Annotated in this window: 21 protein-coding genes and 1 riboswitch; of the genes, 7 read left to right on the top strand and 14 right to left on the bottom strand. The window is 38.9% G+C overall.

Annotation, left to right across the window (positions count from 1 at the left end; translation table 11 throughout):
• Positions 1–66: 66 nt before the first annotated feature.
• The 13 genes from ABLB98_RS01300 to ABLB98_RS01240 all read right to left on the bottom strand — a co-directional run bounded on the left by ABLB98_RS01300 (position 67) and on the right by ABLB98_RS01240 (position 12,533).
• Positions 67–690 carry an FHA domain-containing protein gene (locus ABLB98_RS01300; RefSeq protein ID WP_348883698.1) on the bottom strand — a complete coding sequence of 208 codons (624 nt, stop codon included), beginning with the start codon at positions 688–690 and terminating at the stop codon, positions 67–69.
• Between the two features lie 64 nt (positions 691–754).
• Positions 755–3,013, bottom strand: coding sequence for a type II secretion system secretin GspD (gene gspD, locus ABLB98_RS01295; RefSeq protein WP_348883699.1), 2,259 nt, complete (start codon positions 3,011–3,013; stop codon positions 755–757).
• Between the two features lie 41 nt (positions 3,014–3,054).
• Positions 3,055–3,891: a type II secretion system protein N gene (locus ABLB98_RS01290; RefSeq protein ID WP_348883700.1), complete on the bottom strand. Its 837-nt coding sequence runs from the start codon at positions 3,889–3,891 to the stop codon at positions 3,055–3,057.
• Positions 3,891–4,634 carry a type II secretion system protein N gene (gene gspN, locus ABLB98_RS01285; protein ID WP_348883701.1) on the bottom strand — a complete coding sequence of 248 codons (744 nt, stop codon included), beginning with the start codon at positions 4,632–4,634 and terminating at the stop codon, positions 3,891–3,893. The genes ABLB98_RS01290 and gspN overlap by 1 nt, the downstream gene beginning before the upstream one ends.
• Before the next feature lie 176 nt (positions 4,635–4,810).
• Positions 4,811–5,137, bottom strand: coding sequence for an H-NS family nucleoid-associated regulatory protein (locus tag ABLB98_RS01280; protein ID WP_005163077.1), 327 nt, complete (start codon positions 5,135–5,137; stop codon positions 4,811–4,813).
• A 232-nt stretch (positions 5,138–5,369) separates the two neighbouring features.
• Entirely contained in the window at positions 5,370–6,071 is a 702-nt protein-coding gene (locus ABLB98_RS01275) for an IS1-like element ISPa14 family transposase (RefSeq protein ID WP_369028918.1), read from the bottom strand.
• Positions 6,072–6,324: 253 nt separating this feature from the next.
• Positions 6,325–6,762, bottom strand: coding sequence for a thioesterase family protein (locus tag ABLB98_RS01270; RefSeq protein ID WP_348883497.1), 438 nt, complete (start codon positions 6,760–6,762; stop codon positions 6,325–6,327).
• Between the two features lie 7 nt (positions 6,763–6,769).
• A complete protein-coding gene (locus tag ABLB98_RS01265; RefSeq protein ID WP_348883496.1) occupies positions 6,770–7,963 on the bottom strand; it encodes a heme biosynthesis protein HemY in 1,194 nt (397 codons plus the stop codon).
• A 7-nt stretch (positions 7,964–7,970) separates the two neighbouring features.
• A complete protein-coding gene (locus ABLB98_RS01260; RefSeq protein ID WP_348883495.1) occupies positions 7,971–8,798 on the bottom strand; it encodes a hypothetical protein in 828 nt (275 codons plus the stop codon).
• Positions 8,795–9,571, bottom strand: coding sequence for a uroporphyrinogen-III synthase (locus ABLB98_RS01255; RefSeq protein WP_348883494.1), 777 nt, complete (start codon positions 9,569–9,571; stop codon positions 8,795–8,797). Before ABLB98_RS01255 ends, ABLB98_RS01260 begins: the two co-directional genes overlap by 4 nt.
• On the bottom strand, positions 9,571–10,488 hold the full coding sequence (hemC, locus tag ABLB98_RS01250) for a hydroxymethylbilane synthase (RefSeq protein WP_348883493.1): 918 nt from the start codon (positions 10,486–10,488) through the stop codon (positions 9,571–9,573). The genes ABLB98_RS01255 and hemC overlap by 1 nt, the downstream gene beginning before the upstream one ends.
• A 103-nt stretch (positions 10,489–10,591) precedes the next feature.
• Complete coding sequence (locus ABLB98_RS01245; RefSeq protein WP_087536551.1) at positions 10,592–11,332, bottom strand: LytTR family DNA-binding domain-containing protein; 741 nt, start codon at positions 11,330–11,332, stop codon at positions 10,592–10,594.
• Positions 11,333–11,390: 58 nt separating this feature from the next.
• Entirely contained in the window at positions 11,391–12,533 is a 1,143-nt protein-coding gene (locus tag ABLB98_RS01240; protein WP_087536550.1) for a sensor histidine kinase, read from the bottom strand.
• Here ABLB98_RS01240 and argH point away from each other — a divergent pair.
• Together argH and ABLB98_RS01230 are read left to right on the top strand one after the other, a co-directional pair.
• Positions 12,524–13,957: an argininosuccinate lyase gene (gene argH / locus ABLB98_RS01235; RefSeq protein ID WP_348883492.1), complete on the top strand. Its 1,434-nt coding sequence runs from the start codon at positions 12,524–12,526 to the stop codon at positions 13,955–13,957. The genes ABLB98_RS01240 and argH overlap by 10 nt on opposite strands.
• Before the next feature lie 9 nt (positions 13,958–13,966).
• On the top strand, positions 13,967–14,239 hold the full coding sequence (locus tag ABLB98_RS01230) for an oxidative damage protection protein (RefSeq protein ID WP_348883491.1): 273 nt from the start codon (positions 13,967–13,969) through the stop codon (positions 14,237–14,239).
• A gap of 462 nt (positions 14,240–14,701) precedes the next feature.
• On the opposite strand, the gene phoU is transcribed toward ABLB98_RS01230, so the two are convergent.
• A complete protein-coding gene (gene phoU / locus ABLB98_RS01225; protein ID WP_004659390.1) occupies positions 14,702–15,424 on the bottom strand; it encodes a phosphate signaling complex protein PhoU in 723 nt (240 codons plus the stop codon).
• Positions 15,425–15,570: 146 nt separating this feature from the next.
• A riboswitch (TPP riboswitch) is annotated at positions 15,571–15,691 on the top strand.
• Positions 15,692–15,775: 84 nt separating this feature from the next.
• On the opposite strand from phoU, the gene thiC reads away from it, so the two are divergent.
• The 5 genes from thiC (at position 15,776) to gluQRS (ending at position 20,909) form a co-directional block, all read left to right on the top strand.
• Positions 15,776–17,671, top strand: a complete 1,896-nt coding sequence (thiC, locus tag ABLB98_RS01220; protein WP_087536548.1) for a phosphomethylpyrimidine synthase ThiC — start codon at positions 15,776–15,778, stop codon at positions 17,669–17,671.
• Between the two features lie 75 nt (positions 17,672–17,746).
• Positions 17,747–18,358 carry an NUDIX domain-containing protein gene (locus ABLB98_RS01215; RefSeq protein WP_348883489.1) on the top strand — a complete coding sequence of 204 codons (612 nt, stop codon included), beginning with the start codon at positions 17,747–17,749 and terminating at the stop codon, positions 18,356–18,358.
• Positions 18,359–18,377: 19 nt separating this feature from the next.
• The gene (gene cpdA, locus ABLB98_RS01210) at positions 18,378–19,193 is read left to right on the top strand and encodes a 3',5'-cyclic-AMP phosphodiesterase (protein ID WP_087545154.1); all 816 of its coding nucleotides are present in this window, start codon (positions 18,378–18,380) and stop codon (positions 19,191–19,193) included.
• A 189-nt stretch (positions 19,194–19,382) separates the two neighbouring features.
• Entirely contained in the window at positions 19,383–19,916 is a 534-nt protein-coding gene (dksA, locus tag ABLB98_RS01205; RefSeq protein ID WP_348883488.1) for an RNA polymerase-binding protein DksA, read from the top strand.
• A gap of 129 nt (positions 19,917–20,045) precedes the next feature.
• The gene (gene gluQRS / locus ABLB98_RS01200; RefSeq protein ID WP_348883487.1) at positions 20,046–20,909 is read left to right on the top strand and encodes a tRNA glutamyl-Q(34) synthetase GluQRS; all 864 of its coding nucleotides are present in this window, start codon (positions 20,046–20,048) and stop codon (positions 20,907–20,909) included.
• Positions 20,910–20,950 lie beyond the last annotated feature (41 nt).

The raw sequence follows: 20,950 nt of genomic DNA, 5'->3' as shown, positions 1-20,950 counted from the left end.
TTTCGACTCAAGAAATAAAAAGGCACGCCCATATGAGCATGCCTTGATTGTAAAAGGTTAATATAATTATTTAAAGAATAACCAAGCAATCACAGCTAAAATGATGAGTACAACAATTGAAATTAAACCAATCGATGCATTTTTTTGCTGTTCAATTTCTTGTTGAACACGAGAAATAGGTTCTTCAATCGCGATCGGCTGCTGTTCAGCAGCAGCCTGAACATCAATACCTTCAGGAATTGGTGCTGGTTTTGGAATTCCAACTTGTTGTGGCATACCATCTCGATTAATCAAAGTCTCCGCAGCTCGCTCTGCAAGCGTTGGCATACCCGCATCGTGATTCGTTGCCGCTACTGGCTCAACTTCAATTTCAGGTAAATCAGCCTTATAACGCTCAGGAGCAAGAACCATAAATATAAAACTGGCAAACTGGAGCATATCCCCATCATGCAATTCTATTTCCTGTTCCTGCTCAACACGCTCACCATTCACAAATGTTCCATTTGTAGACTTTAAATCTTTTACCCAAACATGGTCATCTCTAAACAGTAATGCAGCATGTTTTCGTGAAATGTCCTTGGGCTGCAACAAAATTTCAGCGTCCTGATCCCGCCCCACCAGCATGTCACGCTCAATACTAATCTCTTGCCCTGTAAATTCACCTGTAATGGCTTGTAATTTCCAAGTCATAGATGTTTATCCTTATCATAATTTCTTTCAATCATAACATTGTGACATAAGCGCTTCTGTGCATCTACTGTGAAGACGCAGGACGAATCGTCGTGGTTGTCACTGTATGTTTACTGCGTTCAGTTGCTTTGGCTGGAAGCTGCACCGTTTTTCGTTGTATTTGAGGCTCAACTACAACGACAGGCTTTGTGATAACAACAGCCTTTTTTTGCGTTGTTGTTGGAACTTTTTGGTATGGTGAGCTACTTACCGCAGGTTGTGGGCGATAAATATCCGCAACATTTTCAGGTAATTTTGCAAAATTACCATTTTTATCCATAGACAATTGGAGACTGTATAGCTGGTTATAACGTTGTTGAGATATACGTTGCACATCCTCAGCATCACCTACTATGGTTGGATGGATAAATACAAGTAAATTACGTTTTTCATTGCCACGACTATCTGAACGGAACAAACGACCAAGATAAGGAATATCCCCAAGAACAGGCAAACTTTGACGACTAACATCAGTCTGATCGGTAACCAAGCCACCTAACACGACTGTTTGTCCATGATCTGCGAGGACTGAAGTTTTAATCGCTCGTTTACTTGTCACCAAGTCAGCAGCCTGACCCTTACTATTTTCAACGTTTGAAACTTCTTGCTCCACTTCAAGTCGAACAGAACCACCTTCACCGATATGAGGGATCACCTTTAAAGTAACACCCACATCTTTACGCTCAACAGTTGTGTAAGGATTCACCGTACTGTTTCCAGTCGTCGCAACTGAACCTGTTACAAATGGAACATTCTGCCCTACGACAATATACGCTTCTTCATTATCCATTGTCACGATGGATGGTGTAGACAATAAATTTGATTTTTTATTTTCTTTTAGCGCTTGGATGAGAGCACCATATAATTTACGAGAGCCATTCGCACCTTCTTTGTAGTCACCCAGAATAATGGATGAACCTGTACCAAGTGCTGAACCAACGCCAGCCGCCCCACCTGTTAGATAACCTGCTGCGAGCTTAGAAATACTAGAGCCGACATTCGAAAAGTTAATTAATCCAACACCGCTATTGAGATCACCTAAAGCCCATTGGACACCAAGTTGATCAGCATCACTACCTACAATTTCAATAATAGCAGCCTCAATCAAGACTTGCTGACGTCGAGTATCTAACTGCTGAATGGCTGCCTCAATTTCACGCATCAATTGCGGATCAGCTTTAACAACCAAAGCATTTTGAGTGCTATCTGCAATAATACTCACACCAGCACTATTAAAGCTTGTAACACCACTATTTTGGCTATTATTACTGCTATTGTTAAGATTAATTGACGGCGTGGAAATTGAAGAAGTTGAAGTTCCCGCCGATGAACCTGAATTTTGGTTATTTGAAACTAGATTGCTAATTGAGTTCGATTTACTAGCACTAGAATTTGATGAGGACGAAACTGACTGCCCTGTGACTAAACCTTGTAGAATTTCAGCTAAGTTCTTGGCACTCGCATATTTCAAACGGAATACTTTCAAACCACCCAAGCGATCTGCCGATGGAACATCGAGCATTTCAATCATCTGGCGTAAACGTTTGCGTGAATCAGGATCACCCTTAACTAAAATACGATTGGTTCGATTATCTGCAATAATTCGCACACGCGAACCAATAAAATCTTTCGAGGCACCTGTTGCACTCATGGTTTCGAGCAAACCAATAACTTCTTCAGCCTGACTTGATTGCAAACTGATCGCTTCAATATCATTTTGCCCTGTACCATCCAAATTACGGATAATATTTTCAAGTTGATAAATATTCGTCGCACGATCTGAAACGATCAAAGCATTGGTGCCAGCCACAGCAGCCAAATGTGCAAATTGCGGCATCAATGGTCGTAACGCAGGAATCAAATCATTTGGGTTCGTGTTTTGCAACCAAATGACACGAGTAACAATTTGATCCCCACCTGCACGACTTCGAGCATCGTAAGGAATTCCTGAGTTTTTAGCATTGCTATCAGGAACCAACTTGACCGTATTACCTGATGGAAGTGCAACCACACCATTAACATTCAACACGCCTAAAAATAGGTCATAGACCTCATCTTTATTGAGAGGTTTATTGGAAATAACTGTAACGTTCCCGCGCACACGAGGATCAACAGCAAAGTTCTTACCCGTAATATCAGCAACTTCATTAATAAATGCCGTTAAATCCGCATCACGCAGATTAATCTTCCATGTTTGTGCTTGCACATTGGTACTGATGGTCGCAACCAAAGGCGCGGCAGCAAGTAGTGCCCAAAGTGGACGTTGATGATTCAAGAAAGCCATAACCTGCACTTATTCCTAACTAATGTGATGACGTGTTATCACTAAAAATTTTGTTGTATGGTCATCACTTGATCACCACGTTTTATTTCTATTTTGGCATGTCCTTCACGACGTACTTGCTCTAATAATTGCACTTCGCTAAGACCCTGCCCGACTGTCTGACCGTTGATCGATAGAATACGATCACCAGACCGCAAACCCAAGGTATTTTTTAAATTCGTTGGTGTTCGATCTGAGATTTCGTAACCGTCTGAACCACCACCACTCACTCCCATATTTTTTAAATACTGCTCACGATTTTCCTGCATTTGTTGGATCGCTTGTCCCAGCGCAGATTGTGATGAGTTTTGAACAGGCGCAGATGTTTGAGGTGTTGCAGCTTGAGGGTTTAATACAGGGGCAATTGGCTGGTATAAACCATTATCTAAACCCTTAAATTTAACTTCTCGTGTTGCACCATTATTCTGCTTCAGAATGACATGGTCCCAATACACTTCCGCCAGTTGATAGGAAGTTGAACCGATAGTTTCACCGACACGATAACGTTCAGCAGTATCGTTTAACTTAATAACCGCCGATGACAAATAGCTTGGATAACCCAACAATACGCCCTGCAACTCCACATTGACATTATCTTGTGCTGTCGTGGTAGCAGGTTCATTAAATAGTGCAAAAGAACTAATATTAGGAACTAGCGCCTGTTGTGAACCCAATGCAACACGATCAAACTGCATCGGCTGAGGTGGAGCCACAACCAACCAGAATAAAGAAGCCAACTTCCAACACAACCATAAAATGAGTAAAGCTAGGATAAAAGCACTTGTTTTATCGAATTGCTGCCAACGAAACTGCTGTAGTTTTTGTGCTATTGTTTTCATTAAAAACCACCTTGCAACAATGGTTGGCGAGAACTAATGACGTAAGTGTCAAGTCCCGCTTTACCTTGATAAGATGGTACATTTAATAACATCCGCTGTGTCAATTGAACATCGAGCATAAGATTCGGGTCTAAACTTAGATTCGCCATTTTCTGACTTTGCTGATCCCGAACATCTATTTGCAATTGCCCATTTTCATCTTTCATTTCCGCAGTCAATGAAGGCATATTCATACGATCTTGGCGTTGACCAAAGGTATAATTCAATTCACCACCACCCCAGTGCAATTTACCTTCAGTTGCAGTAAAGCCTTTTTCTTTTTGATAATTAAATTGTACATCTTTAAGTTGAATTGAATTCTCAGGCCACTGCCAATTGGCAAAATACTTTAAAGTCTCAGGTGCAATTTCACCTTGCAAATCTTTGATCAAAATCTTTTGATCTAAACCGTAACCAAAAATACCATTAAATTGGGTATTCCCGCTGTGAATATCGAGATTTGCGCCAAGACGCAACATTAATAAATCTAAAGGACGGGTTTTCCAATGTACAGAACCACGTAACTGACCTTTTTGCCAATCCGCTTGTCCCTGCCAAATATTGCCGCTAACATTATGTAAGATTTGATTATCTTTAGAAAATTTCGCAATTAACCATGTTGCTGGAATTTGTAAAATAATAAAAATTAAAAATGCAAGAATGGCAAAAACCCACCACTTCCATTGTTTGGTATTTTTCTTCATTCCACCCTTACCAAATGCAAAATATCATCATTTTAGAGACACTCGCCCCTGAATGACATTATGCATACTTTTTCAACATCGCCAATTCTCTCATATAAAAAAACCAAGCTTTTTAAGCTTGGCTTTAATGAAGCATAGAATCATCGTATGACAGAACGATGACGAGTAAAACTTGCTTAGATTAGAAAATCTTCAAGTTTTGCACCTTTTTCTAATTCAGCAACTAACCAACGTGGCTGTTTACCACGACCAGTCCAAGTTTCTTCTGTATTATTTTTATTACGGTAGCGTGGTTCTACTGCTTTGCGCGTTGTCTTCTTACGCTTTTGCTCACCTAACTCTAATAACTCTTCAACACTAAAACCAACTGCTTCAGCTATTGCAATAATTTCATTATAAGCATCTTCAATTGCTTGATCTTTTTTGCTTGCGATTAAAGCTTCCGCTTCTACCTGTAACCGTTTTAAGTCTTCTACAGATAAATCACTAATATCTGGTTTCATTAGAACCACTCCAACTCAAAAGAAATATATCACTCAAAATAAAAAAGAATTCAAAAATTCTATTTCCATAGTAATTTATATACAATTAAATAATCAATATTAAATTAGTCAACTTAATCACAATATAACCATAAATCATCTTATATTTACAATAAAACAAAAAAACTTAAGTGCATTTGATTAAATCCATTGTATTAAATTTTTTGGTGGTGTTTCAAAAAGTATGCTGACATTAAATGAAGCCATTATTGATGTAAAAAAAGGTTAAGTCGAAAGCTTTAAAATGGTTTTCAATCTTTTTTGAAAAATTACAACTCCTTCTAAAACCACGCCTAATTCGATGCCTTATTTTGCAATTATTACCTTCAATACCTACAGTAAAAAATTTACCAATACTTTGCTTGCAGTTTTTAAAAGCAGTTATGAAACTGTCCCAATGATCACTTGCAATTCGGGTGTAGTGAATACCTAATTGTTTAAGCTTTGTTTTCAATCGTTGAACTGTAGCTAAGTCTCTTTTACCCCAAACATAAGCAACAATCTCACCTGTTTCTCGATGGTAGACGTAAATAAGCCATTGTTTATTATTTTTATTTCCCACAAAAGTCCAAAACTCATCAACTTCAAGAGACTCATAATGACTTTGTTTAGGCTGAATTTGGTAGGTCGATTCGGTTAAAGTACGTAAAACTTTACCGATACTGATTCGCTCAACTTCAGCGATATCTCGTATACCACTACCTCTGACCATCAACTGTAATATTTTTCGAGTAATGCCTGAATTACATCCTAGATAGCTCAGAGCATGGTCACCAATAAACTGACGTTTACAGTCTTTGCACTGATAGTTTTGTTTCCCATCTACTTTGATGCCATTTTTCTTTATACTGTCACTGAGGCAGGTTGGACATTTGATTTCTAGAGTTATTCGCATTTCTCTATTTTATCAAAATTCAACCTGCTTTGTTTCAGCATACTTTTTGAAACACCACCAATTTTTTTAAAATGATGAAATAATTTTTAGAACTTGATGAATATTAATTTTATCTTAATTCTTGATGCTTTCTATAGGTTGAATTTCATATAACAAATCTAGACTATCTATGAATTAATTCACAAAATAAAAAGATAAGTTATATGAGATTAACGCACTCAAAATAAATATAGACATAATAGTCTTTATAAAATTATTTTAACGCAAGATTATTTCCAACAGTTTGTTCAATAGCAATAATATTTTGTTTAATCAATTCAGGAATAGCTAGTTTATTGGAGGTTACTTTATCAACACAAACCATCACTGCCTCTCCTGTTGCAACGATTTGGTTTTGTGTTTCACTCCATAAACTATAATGCATTCGAAAAGCACTATTTCTGAGCTCCTCAATACGTGCACCAATATGCAGCACATCAGGATAAAATACTGGCTTTAAATATTTACATTGACTAGAGGCTACCACCGTCACTATATCTTGATCAAATATATTTAATGCCATTAAATAAGCAATTCGTGCACTCTCAATATAGCGATAATACTGCACATTATTTACATGCCCAAAAGCATCCATATCACCCCAAGCAATTGTTTGTCGATGTACAACAGGATAGACAGACAGTTCTTTCATATCTCACTCATATCTTAAAGTTTAAAAAATTAACATCATTTTCAAGGATTAAATTCAACTGCCTGATCAAATCCAGATTATCTCCAAGCGTTGATTTAATCCGCAAATAGCTCATTAATATATTATCAGGATATAAGGTTAATAACTGCTCAGCTTCTTCTAAACGTTGAGTTGCAACATAAATATGCCATTTTGCAAAGGTCAACATTGGAACACTCGTGTAACGCTGTTCTAGCTGAATAATACGTTGCTCAACATAGCTATAATCGGGAATTTGCTTCAGTAGTTGCTGTTGGAACCAAAGATAAAAAACCTCTGGATCGAAATTTTCCTGCAATAAATGCAATGCAAGATCCTCATGCTGCAATCCCATTTCTGGCATACGTGCCAATAATTTTAACCACAAAACCTTACTACTATATGGTCGTGCTTGAATTTCATTCTCTAGAGCAATATACCGCTGTTGCAGTGCAGCTAAGTCATCCACAGATGCTTGATCAAACTGTATGAGTAATTGTTGCAACCAGAGATCTCGATGTTCTGCACTTAATAGACCATGCTGAATTGATTGTAAAAATAACCAAGGCTGTTGTAAGGCAAGTTTGCCCCACAAAACAGTAATGCGTTGTTGATAAGCAGTTTCAATCTCAGCCAACCAAGGTGAAAGTTGATGCTGTGCAAGGAATTCTAGATGGGTTAATGCTTTTTCTGTTTCATGTTGTTCTAAGAAAATATCGATCCGCTGTAGTTCTGCCAGCTCAAAGGCCATCGGTGCTGATTTCTCTAGTTTCTGCAAAGCGAGTTGATAGTCACCATTTTTATAATCAAATTGTGCATCAACAATATTACTCAGCAATCCTGATTGAGCAAAAACACGCTCAATAAATCCCTGCTGTTCTTTTGCCGCATCAAGCAGCCAGACTATACCGAGCTGCTCATATGGATGTAGATCTTTAAATTGTAAAATATTTTCTTTCTTACGCTGTTCTCGCGCAAAATATCTGCGACTCACAAACCATAACAACTGTGCTAATAAACTAATCACAATAAAAAGTGCGATTAAGCCCCATAAACTGCTTTGGAACTGCCAATCGCGCCAGTAAATATAAACATAGCCATTACCGTAGCCATAGCTCAGCATGGCAAACATAGCAAAAAATAATAGGCTTACAAGTAAATAAATGAACACCAGTTGTTTCATAATTATATTACCCCAGTAAACCAAGGGTCGTTAATTTAGGTGTCGGAATAACTGAAAGATTTAACAGCTTTTCTAATTTTTGCTTGATCATTTGACTGTTTTGATCAGGTAAAATTGAGAATAATCGAATTACCTCTTGAACGGATTTGCGATACTCAGATGCTTGTCCTTGATGTAAGGCTTGTGAAGCAAGAACTAAACGTAACTGAGCTTCTTTTAAAATGAGATGGCGATTAATTAAATCAGGCTGTGTACGCTGCACCTTTTCAAATTTGAACCAAGACCACCATGAAGAGGCTTCAGCTTTTTGCATTTTAATAGTTGGGTTATGCACTTCTTGTAAAAGCTTTTGATCCAATTGCTGCAATAAAGTATCAATCTGTTGCTGCTGTTGGGTTTGCATAAGCACATAATGTTGAATAGCTTGTTTATCCTGTTCGATCGCTTTCATCAAACTATGCTGTAAAGCAGGAGAAACCGTATATTGGACAATATGCTGCTGTACTTGATTTAATTGATCAATCGCATAAATGAACTGTTGTTGATCTATTGCGAATTGAACTAACTGTAATTGCTGTTTGATTAATATAACAGGCGCTACACCCGTGACCATACTGGGTAAGCTCGAAGCTTCTGAAGGGTCAGATAAATGAGCATCTTGTAATTGTCGCTGCACAGCGACAAATTGATCATTCAGCAAAGAATAACGTTGCTGCTGCTGTGTAAGCTGTTGCTGGAGTTGAGGAACGATCTGAGAATATTGTGCTACGTCATAACTAAGTTTGGCTAACCATAATAAACTTAGTAATAAAATCAGGTAAACAATCTTTCTCATATACATCCTTGCCAAGCACCGATACGTTGAATAATCTCTGATATAGATAAATTATCAAGCTGAATAATGTTAATCTCTTGATGTGTTTGCAACCGTGCATTTTTGAGTAACTGTGCTAAACGCTCACCTAACGCCAAATATATCCATTTCGCATCTATATTATTTTGACTACAAAGCTGCTGCCAATTATTCCAACTCGCCTCACTACTAATCAACACCATAACAGGTTGACTTGGCATTATTTTTTTTAAAATTTTTGGAAAAAGCGTAACACTTTGTATTGGGCATTGGCGACGATAAAGAACAAAATTAAGAATCTCGACACCTTGCTGTTGCAACTGCTGCATCATAAACTGCCGCCCCCCAAGACCACGCCAAAAAGCAACTTTATCCAAATGTACTTGTTGATTTAATATTGGGAGATCTAGCATACCTTCCGAATTTTCAACCTCAGGGATGTGGCTGTCTACATTAAATTTTGCGAGTGCTTGAGCAGTTGCTTGACCTACTGCGATCCACTGCACATGCTTGAGTTGATCTAAGGATATCTTTTGTTGTTGTAAATATTGCATACCGACATCAACGGCGGTCGGGCTGACAACAACAATAACTTGCACCTGCTCAAGTTGCTGATACAGTTCACGTAAATTCACCGAAAAAGGTTCAGCAACAAGTTCCAATAATGGCAGATTGATAACTTGATGACCCACTTCCAACAATGCTTGCGTTAAGTTCACAGCACGATCTTCAGGGCGCGTATTAATAAAAAGCATTAATAAAGCGCTTTTAACAATTCACCTGCACCTTGCTCCAATAAGCATTGTGCAAGTTGTTCACCTAATTGTTCAGCATCTTCTGAAGTTCCAACCAATTGTTGTTTTAGTAAGATTTTACCATCAACACTTCCCACACGACCTTCTATGTAGAGCTGATCATTGGCTAAAGTTGCATACCCTGCTATTGGAACTTGACAGCCACCTTCTAGATAGGCATTAAACGCACGTTCTGCACGCACACAAATTGAGGTTTCTTCATGCTGTAATGGTTGAATGATTTTTAATAATTCCACATCATCTGCACGACACTCTAAGCCCAATGCACCCTGACCAACAGCAGGTAAACTTAAAACAGGCGCTAAACAATGACGAATTCGATCTGCCAAACCTAAACGCTTTAATCCTGCACTGGCTAAAATGATCGCATCATATAAACCATCATCAAGTTTTGATAAACGCGTCCCCACATTCCCACGTAAGTCAATAATCTCTAAATCAGGACGTATTTGTAAAATTTGGCATTTGCGACGCAAACTAGATGTACCTACTTTGGCACCTTGAGGTAACTCATCAAAACTTTGGTAATGATTCGAAACAAAGGCATCAAGTGGGTCTTCTCGCTCACAAGTCACAGCGAGCGTTAAACCTTCTGGTAAGTGCATTGGCACGTCTTTCATTGAATGGACCGCCAAATCAGCGCGACCATCTAACAAAGCAGCTTCCAGTTCTTTAACGAATAATCCTTTACCACCAATTTTTGCCAAAGGTGTATCTAAAATTTTATCACCCTGCGTCACAAACTTAACCAACTCAACCATTAAATCTGGATAAAGCGCGTTTAAACGGGAGCGAATATGCTCCGCCTGCCAAAGTGCAAGAGGGCTTTGTCGAGTCGCAATTTTTAAGGTTTTCATAAATTCAAGTTAAGCATGGATCAAAACAATTGTTTCAAACTTAACTTGCTCACCTAAAATTGCAAGCAAAAACTGATTTTTCATCTGACTTAAGCTCAATATTTTATAATTGATGCATGCATTCTCTTAAGCTTGGTAAATGACGGCGACTCACAGATAAGCGTTCATCCAGCTCACGTAATCTAACCTGATACTGACCAGCCGCAATCAGTTCCAACCGTTCTAAATAATCAAGAGAAACTAAAGCATTACGATGAATTCGAATAAAACGATCTGAAAACTCAGATTCTAGATCTTTTAAAGTTTCATCAATTAATACACTGCCATTCCGATGACGCACAGTGACATATTTCTGATCTGCTAGAAAATAGTAAATATTCTCTATTGGAATAAGTTCGACCCCGCGATAAGTTTTCGCAGCAATTTGATGGCGTTGAGTTTTAGTATCGTACATATCGTCTTGTTGTTGTAAACCAGTCATTTGTGCTTGTGTAAGTTGCGTCAGACTATTGAACACCTGTTGTAAATCTTGTTGTGCAATAGGCTTGAGCAAATATCCCTGTGCTTGAAATTTAAACGCTTCCAATGCGTGTTGATCATATGCCGTACAAAAAATAATAGCTGGACGAGGGCTAAAATGACTGATCTGCTCAGCGCACTCCAATCCGTTCATTCCAGGCATTTGAATATCTAATAGAACAACATCGGGCGAATCATTTTCAATATGGTTTAACACATCCTGCCCATGATGCGCCGTCGCAATCACTTCATGACCCATTTGGGTCACTAAACGTGACAAACGCTCTACTGCGAGAGGTTCATCATCAGCAATCAGAACTTTCATCCTCTCCTCCTTGTCACCGTTAACTTCATCCGTCATTTTTTATGGTTAACTTAACTTATTATTTTACTCGATAGTGATAACTTACCACCGTGGTATATAACGATACTCCTCCATAAACCTGAAACTTCACTGTCTGTCCGTAATAGGCTTTTAGACGTTGCTTCACATTGTCTATTGCAATACCATTCCCTTGTCTCGATTTTATTGTATCGTGAGAATAAGGGTTAGTAATGACTATACTGACTTGATTTTGCAATATTTCAACCAATACACTAATGGTTGAGGGCTGTAAAACTTTTTCTACTCCATGAAAAATACTATTCTCTAGCAAAGGTTGCAATGTTAATAATGGAATCGTGACTCGTTTTAACTCTAAAGACGTCGCCTGTATATTCCATTCTACCTTTAAACGCTCTCCTAAACGTAATTTTTCAATACTTAAGTATTGCTGACACAAGTCAATTTCTTCAGCCAAACTCACCAATTTCAATTCTTGAAAACTGGCGCGGAATAATCGTGACAAGTTAATCAACATGTTTTCTGCTTTGTCAGGATCAATTGAAATCAAACTCACGACGCTATTTAAACTATTAAATAAGAAGTGAGGATGAATACGTGCTTGCATGGCTTGAATCCGCGCATTCAGCTCACTATATTGCTGATTCATCCATTGCTCTCGCATATAGAGATAACGCAAACAGAAAGCACCAAGCAAGATGCCATACCCCAAATGCAGACTTACACCTTGAAATAAGATATCTTCAGAAAAGTTATTTGTTGATGAACCCCAGTATTGAATTATATTAATCACACACGTGGTAAGTAAAACAATAAGTTGAAGAAAAATAAAACCTAAAATTAACGCCATTTTCTGACTAAATTTGGCAAAAAACTCTTGAAAATAGTCAACAAAAGCAGAAAACGATAAAATTATCCAGTTAATAAAAAGCATGTATTGAAAAACTCGGATACTTTCCACTGCTTGCCAAGAACGGGCTTCTGCAAGTGCAAGCACCATTGCCAAAACATTACTTGCTACAATTAACTCCAATAAGTGTTGCGATTGCCTTATTTTCGTAAAAAAATAGGACCCTGCTGGACTCATTTGACGTGTTTTCGATAACTTCTTGCGTCGAATTTCAGCAACTACGTTTGGATTTGCTATACTCTTTTTTATTTTACTGAGCCGCCATGACCACATCTTCTCAATCCTCTTCTTCAGCAAGCCCTAATCAAACCTCTGGAATGTGGGGCGGTCGCTTCTCTGAAGCAACAGATGCATTTGTTGCAGAATTTACCGCATCTGTTCAATTTGACCAACGTTTTTATAAACAAGATATTGCAGGTTCGATTGCACATGCAACCATGCTTGCTAAAGTTGGTGTACTGACCGAGGCTGAGCGTGATGATATTATCCAAGGTTTAAATACAATCAAGGCTGAAATCGAAGCAGATAATTTCGAATGGCGTATTGATTTAGAAGATGTACATATGAACATTGAGTCTCGCTTGACTCAACGTATCGGCATCACAGGTAAAAAATTACATACTGGTCGTAGCCGTAATGACCAAGTTGCAACTGACATCCGTTTATATTTACGCGATGAAATTGATGACATTTTAGGTCTATTACTACGCTTACAAAAAGGCCTACTCAGTCTGGCAAGCAAAAATACCAATACGATTATGCCTGGTTTTACTCATTTACAAACAGCTCAGCCAGTAACATTTGGTCATCACCTATTGGCTTGGTTTGAGATGTTGGTTCGCGATACTGAACGCCTTCAAGATTGTCGCAAGCGAGTTAATCGCATGCCACTCGGTTCAGCAGCCTTAGCAGGAACAACCTACCCGATTGATCGCGCATATACAGCCGAATTATTGGGTTTCGAAGCTGTTTCTGAAAATTCGCTTGATGCTGTTTCTGATCGTGACTTTGCCATTGAATTTAACGCTGCTGCATCATTGATCATGATGCATTTATCACGTATGTCTGAAGAACTGATTTTATGGACTTCAGCACAATTTAAATTCGTCAACATTCCAGACCGCTTCTGTACGGGCTCATCTATCATGCCGCAGAAGAAAAACCCAGATGTTCCTGAGTTAGTACGTGGTAAATCAGGTCGCGTGTTTGGTGATTTGATTAGTTTATTAACACTAATGAAAGGTCAACCATTGGCATATAACAAAGACAACCAAGAAGATAAAGAGCCTTTGTTTGATGCAATTGATACCGTTCGTGGTTGCTTAATGGCTTTTGCAGACATGGTGCCTGCACTCGTTCCAAACATTGAAATTATGCGTGAAGCAGCACTTCGTGGTTTCTCTACAGCAACTGACCTTGCTGATTACCTTGTGAAGAAAGGTGTTGCTTTCCGTGATGCACACGAAATTGTAGGTAAAGCAGTTGCGCTTGGTGTCGCTGAAGAAAAAGATTTATCTGAATTGACACTGGAACAGCTTCAACAATTCTGTGATTTGATCGAAGCAGATGTATTTGATAAAGCCTTAACTTTAGAAGCTTCTGTAAATGCGCGTGATCATATCGGCGGGACATCGCCAAAACAAGTTGAAGCAGCCATTACTCGTGCACACACTCGCCTAGAACAGTTATACGCTTAAGGATAAATCATGACGAGACAAGTATTTTGCCGCAAATATAAACAAGAGCTTGAAGGTTTAGACTTTGCACCATTCCCAGGTGCAAAAGGTCAAGAATTCTTTGAGACGGTTTCAAAACAGGCTTGGCAAGAATGGTTAAAACACCAAACCACGCTTATTAACGAAAAACGCCTCAATGTATTTGAACCCGATGCGAAGAAGTTTCTTGAAGAGCAACGAGAGAAGTTCTTCAACAATGACGAAAGTGTTGAAAAAGCAGAAGGTTGGACGCAACAAAAGTAAATCGTTTCAACTAACACCACTGAATAAAAGAGAGCTAAATATAGCTCTCTTTTTACATGACATTTACATAAGTAATAAAGGTTTACAGAGTATACACAGTTGTCTACGTGACAGATCAACACTCTCCGCTTATATTGAATATCAGAAGCAAAAAGAGATAGTTCGATATCTCAAGTAACACATAATATTTCTCTCCCAGACTTTCCCCCGAAGTCTGGGATTTTTTTATTTGTATCATATAAATTTATATTCGCGATTATATTGGGACAATAAATTGCCCCAGCAACGTTGTTTAAATTACGCTAACCCCACAATAAAAAATACCTTAGGATTTTGAGAAATGAGTGGATGACTACTCTTAAAATTTACCTAATGATTACTTCATTTCCGATTACTTTATGCAACGTATGGCAATAAAAAAAGCTGCTCATTATGTAGCAGCTTTGAATCTTTATTTGGTGATTATTTTTGATTCACTTTTTGTTCAATTTCTTCAATACTGGTATGACGTACATCCATACCTTTTGCCATATAAATAACTTGCTCTGAAATATTACGGGCATGATCGCCAATTCGCTCAAGCGAACGCAATACCCACATCACATTAATCACACGAGCAATATGGCGTGGGTCTTCAATCATGTAGGTCATCAAAGTTCGTGTTGCAGACTGATATTCACGATCAATATCCACGTCTGCCATCACCACTTTTAAAGCCTGATCAACATCTAAACGCGCGAAAGCATCCAAAGCATCATGAATCATAACACGCACTTGGTTACCAATATGGCGTGTTTCCATATAACCGCGTGGAGACTCACCTTCTTCACATAAATTTTGCGCAATACGAGCAATTTTTGAAGCTTCGTCACCAATCCGCTCTAAATCTGTATTTGCTTTGCTCATCGCAATGACCATACGCAAATCAATTGCAGCAGGATGACGACGGGCGAGAATCAAGGTCAAACCTTCATCAATATCACGCTCATATTGATTAACAACATTATCTTTAAATTGAACATCAATCGCCAAATTTTCATCTGTGTCTAATAAAGCATGAATTGCATTTGCAACCTGCTGCTCTACTAAGCCACCCATGGTCATAAATTTGGTATGTACATCTTGTAAGTCTTCATTAAATTGTGAAGAAATATGGTGACTTAACACAGGATTACTTGGACTCACAGTATGCCTCCACTAGACACATGGAAAAATGATTGGTGATTAAAACACAGCAATGATGAAACTTTTATGACAATAACACAGCTGAGCCAAAAGTCGATTGCTGCGAATTGATAAAACAAAAATCTAAAAATCTGTTAGTCTAAATACCTAGCTTGACGGAGCGCAGTTAATTAACTGCTGAGATTATCTTAATCGCAAGATTTAAAGATGAGTACCGTTGAACCTGATCAGGTTAACACCTGCGTAGGAATCAAGCCCAACAAAAGCCTCGCCTTTATTTATCAAAGAGATAAATGCGCTATCGTTTTTGCTCGTGCTTGATTCGTTAATGTAATACATAAGGATCATGCCATGAACCAATTAACGAATCTTCCCTCTGCTGATATTTCTGCTCAACATGAGCAAGATGCTAAAGATTTAACCCGTATTTTACCTGCTTCACGCAAGGTTTATGTTGAAGGTTCTCGCCCCGATATCCAAGTTCCATTTCGCGAAATTAGCTTGACAGAAACGCCGACAGGTTTAGGGGGTGAATATAATCCTCCTGTTATGGTTTATGACACATCGGGTGTTTATACCGATCCTGATGTCCAAATTGATTTAAATCAAGGTCTACCTTCTGTCCGCCAAACTTGGATTGAAGAACGTGATGATACCGATGTACTCTCAAGTTTAAGTTCTGATTTTGGTCAGGCTCGCTTAAAAGATATTCGTACTGCTGACATTCGTTTTGCTCATATTCAAAACCCTCGTCGAGCTAAGGCAGGGAAAAATGTTACGCAAATGCATTATGCGAAACAGGGCATTATTACGCCTGAAATGGAATATATTGCAATTCGTGAAAATCAACGCCAAGGTGACGGCGTAGACATGCGTCAGCATGCAGGACAAAACTTTGGTGCTCAGAATTTAAGAGAAATTACACCTGAATTCGTGCGTCAAGAAGTTGCCGCAGGTCGTGCAATTATTCCTGCCAACATTAATCATCCTGAAATTGAACCAATGATCATTGGTCGCAACTTTTTAGTAAAAATTAATGCGAACATTGGGAACTCCGCTCTAGGTTCATCGATTGATGAAGAAGTTGCTAAAATGACATGGGCAACGCGTTGGGGCGCTGATACTATCATGGACTTATCGACGGGTAAGAATATTCATGAAACCCGAGAATGGATTATCCGTAACTCTCCTGTACCAATTGGTACCGTGCCTATTTATCAAGCTTTAGAAAAAGTAGATGGTGTCGCGGAAGATCTCACTTGGGAAATATTTAAAGACACTTTGATTGAGCAAGCTGAACAAGGCGTCGATTATTTCACTATTCACGCAGGTGTATTATTACGCTATGTGCCTATGACCGCAAATCGTCTCACCGGTATTGTGTCTCGTGGCGGTTCAATTATGGCGCAATGGTGTCTTGCGCATCATCAAGAAAACTTCTTGTATACGCATTTCGATGAAATCTGTGAAATCATGAAAGCCTATGACGTTTCATTTAGCTTAGGTGATGGTTTACGTCCAGGCTGTATTCAAGATGCAAATGATGAGGCTCAATTTAGCGAGCTTAAAACCTTAGGTGAATTGACACACCGTGCTTGGGAACATGATGTTCAGGTGATGATTGAAGGTCCCGGTCATGTGCCTATGCATATGATTAAAGAAAATATGGATCTACAACTTGAAGTTTGTAAAGAAGCACCTTTCTATACTCTTGGTCCACTCACCACCGATATCGCACCAGGTTATGACCATATTACTTCTGCAATTGGTGCTGCAATGATTGGATGGTATGGCACAGCAATGCTCTGTTATGTCACACCGAAAGAACACTTAGGTTTACCAAACAAAAAAGACGTCAAAGACGGCATTATCACTTATAAAATTGCAGCACATGCAGCAGACTTAGCCAAAGGTCATCCGGGTGCTCAAGTTCGTGATAATGCATTATCGAAAGCACGTTTCGAATTCCGATGGGATGACCAGTTCAACCTCAGCTTAGACCCTGATACAGCACGCAGCATGCACGATGAGACTTTACCCAAAGAAGCACACAAATCTGCACATTTCTGTTCTATGTGCGGACCAAAATTTTGCTCGATGAAAATCACGCAGAATGTGCGAGATTATGCACAAAATCAGCACAATGCCAAGCAATCAAATGATGCTGAAAAAGATGTTGAAGCAGGTCTCAATGCAATGAAAACCGCTTATCAGGAACATGGTCTAAAATTGTACCACAAACTGTAAATCGACTAAAAAAAGATTTGCCCACGAATCAATCTCGGTTAGGATGAGATATGTACAATCTCATCCTGATTGAAGATGAATATTCTTGACCACGCCAGCTATTCAGCATCCGACGTTACGATAGAATCTCGGGAGTTTTTATTCCGAGGATTCATTCAAGTTGAGAAAGTGAATCTTACGCACCGACTATTTCATCGATCTGAATATTCACCAATTATTCAGCGTGAACTTATACATCGTCCAGAAGCTGCTGGCGTTTTACTTTATAACAATCAACAACAACGTTTCGCACTTATTGAACAATTCCGAGTTGGTGCATTAAATGACTCCGAGTCAGCATGGCAACTTGAGATCATTGCGGGTGTACTGGATGGAAATGAATCTCCAGAAACCTGTATTCGTCGTGAAAGTCTAGAAGAATCAGGCTGCCAAATTAATGAATTGCAGCATTTATTCAGTTTTTATCCTTCTGCTGGTGCATGCGCTGAGTTTTTTCATTTATATGCTGCAGAAGTTGATTTACCAAGCAGTGGTGGCATCTTTGGCGTTCCAGATGAAGGAGAAGATATTCAACTCCATTTGTTTGATTACGCTGAAATCACCATGTTATTCAAAAATAATCGCTTGAAGAATGCCCCTGTCATCATGGCATTACAATGGCTTAGTCAACATATACAACGACAATAAATCTGAAAGGGGTAAGACGGTGACTTTTCAAGTCTCAAAATTATCACAAAAAGATTTTGTGATTATACAAATTACTGATACTCATTTATTGGAGTATCCGCATTTAGAGTTTGTCGGGATGCACCCTGAACAAAGCTTTCATGCAGTAATTGACTTGATGCGCCAACAACATCCGCAGATCGATATGATTGTGCATACTGGAGATTTAGCACAAAACCCAACAACTGTGACTTATGATCGCTATCTTAAGCATATGCAGAGTATAGGTATTCCCTTTTTTCAGACGCCTGGCAATCATGATGATGTATCTCACTTCCCTTTTCATGGAGCAGATCCGCATCAACCTACTGTCGTAGAAATTGGCGATTGGTGCATTATTTTACTCAATAGTGCACAGCCAACAAGAATTGATGGCAAAATTGCAGAGGCTGGCCTTGAACAATTAACAGAATTATTAAAAAAACATCATGATCGTCATATTATGATTGCCTGCCATCACCATCCTTTTGCGATGGAATCTGCTTGGATTGATCAACATAAACTAAAGAACTCATCTGATTTACTCGAAACGATTCAACCTTTTTCAAATATCAAAGCCATCATCTGTGGTCATGTCCACCAAGATTCTATTAACACATGGCAAGATATTCAATTTTTATCAACGCCATCAACCTGCATACAATTCAAACCTAAAAGTGATAAGTTCGCACTTGATGAAGAACATCCGGGTTACCGCTTTATTAAACTCAAAGCAAACGGAGAAATCGAAACTCAGGTCTATCGTTTATCAACTTCACAGCGAATGAATAGCTCTGAAGTCTTGGGATATGACTAAACTTTTGATTACAAATTACATTCTCGTTTTCTCACAAAATCTGGACGGGAATGACTACCATCTTGCTGAAAAACTCTATATGATGTCGACCCTTGATGGAAAAAACCATCTTAGGTTTCTATAAAAACACTTGCATATCACCATATTTTTTGCGTATAGATAGTACGTGTAAGATGAGGAATGCCCTATATGGCGAATGACAACCAAAATCAAGTCTTGGACGAACAGACAGAAGTGATTGACGATCAAAAATCGGCTGTGAAACGCATACGTAAAACCAAACCAAAAGCTTCAGAAGGTGGTACAACTGCCAGCTTATTTGGAATTGCACCTTATCAGCCGAAGAAAAATGAAGAATATATGTCTGAAGGACAGCTTGAGCATTTCCGCCAAATTTTAAATGCATGGAAAGCTGAGTTAATGTCTGAAGTTGATCGTACATTGAACACAATGCAAGATGAGTCAACTGCGCTTCCTGACGTCAACGACAGAGCAACGCAAGAAGAAGAATTTGCGATTGAATTACGTACACGTGACCGTGAGCGCAAACTCATTCGTAAAATCGAACAATCACTTGAAACAATTCAAAACGAAGATTACGGTTTCTGTGAAACCTGTGGTATCGAAATTGGCTTACGCCGTTTAGAAGCACGTCCAACAGCGACTTTATGTATCGATTGCAAGACTTTGGCTGAAATCAAAGAAAAGCAAAATAACGGTTAATAATCCTTCCCAACCTCCCTTTGAAAAGGGAGGAATACTACGAATTGAAAGATTTATGATATTCGAGTATTTCCCCTCCTTTATAGGAGGGACTGGAGAAGGATTGAAATACACAACCATAAAATCTTTATGCCTTATATCGGACGATTTGCCCCCTCTCCAACTGGCCCATTGCATTTTGGCTCCCTACTCACCGCAGTCGCAAGTTACTGTGATGCCAAAGCCAACCACGGCAAATGGCTAGTTCGAATTGAAGATACCGATATTCCTCGTATCTATCCCAATAGTGAAAACCATATCCGATCTTGTATTGATGCCTTTCAATTTGAACCCGATGCAGAAATTATTTGCCAAAAAGATCGTTTAGAGATTTATGAACAAGTTCTTGAGCAGTTAAAACACTTAGATGCGATCTATGCCTGTCAATGTACCCGTAAAATACTGGGTTCAAATCATATTTACGCTGGTACTTGCCGCGATTTACATCTGGATTTCAATGATCAATCTATTCGCTTGAAAGTTGCCGATCAATTGATTTGTTTTGAGGATCGCTTACAAGGTCAGCAATCTGCCAACTTAAAACATGATTTAGGTGATTTCGTACTCAAACGCCGTGACGGCATTATGAGCTATCAATTGGCTGTCGTGGTCGATGATTATTTACAGGGGATTACCCATGTGGTTCGTGGTGCAGATTTACTGGATAATACCACTCGCCAAATCTGGCTCGGTTCGCTGCTAAACTATCCGACTTTGAGTTATATGCACCTCCCGCTTGCCATGAATGATCAGGGACAAAAACTGTCAAAGCAGAATATGGCGCGAGCATTAGACACTTCTAAAGCTCCAGAACTGCTACAGCAGGCGATTTTAGCGCTAGGTCAGCCTGATATTGAACTTGACCAGCCCCGAATCATGCTCAAACAAGCGGTGCAACAATGGAATATTGCTTTAATTCCAAAAGGCATTCATTTGGCTGGAATATACCTATAGGCAATAAAAAAGCCCTAGGCATGGCAAAGGGCTTCTGTAAA

Source organism: Acinetobacter yuyunsongii, assembly GCF_041021915.1.
In the GTDB taxonomy this organism is placed as follows: domain Bacteria; phylum Pseudomonadota; class Gammaproteobacteria; order Pseudomonadales; family Moraxellaceae; genus Acinetobacter.
The sequence above is the reverse complement of the archived record's forward strand: the minus strand, read 5'-3'. Positions and strand labels throughout refer to the sequence as shown.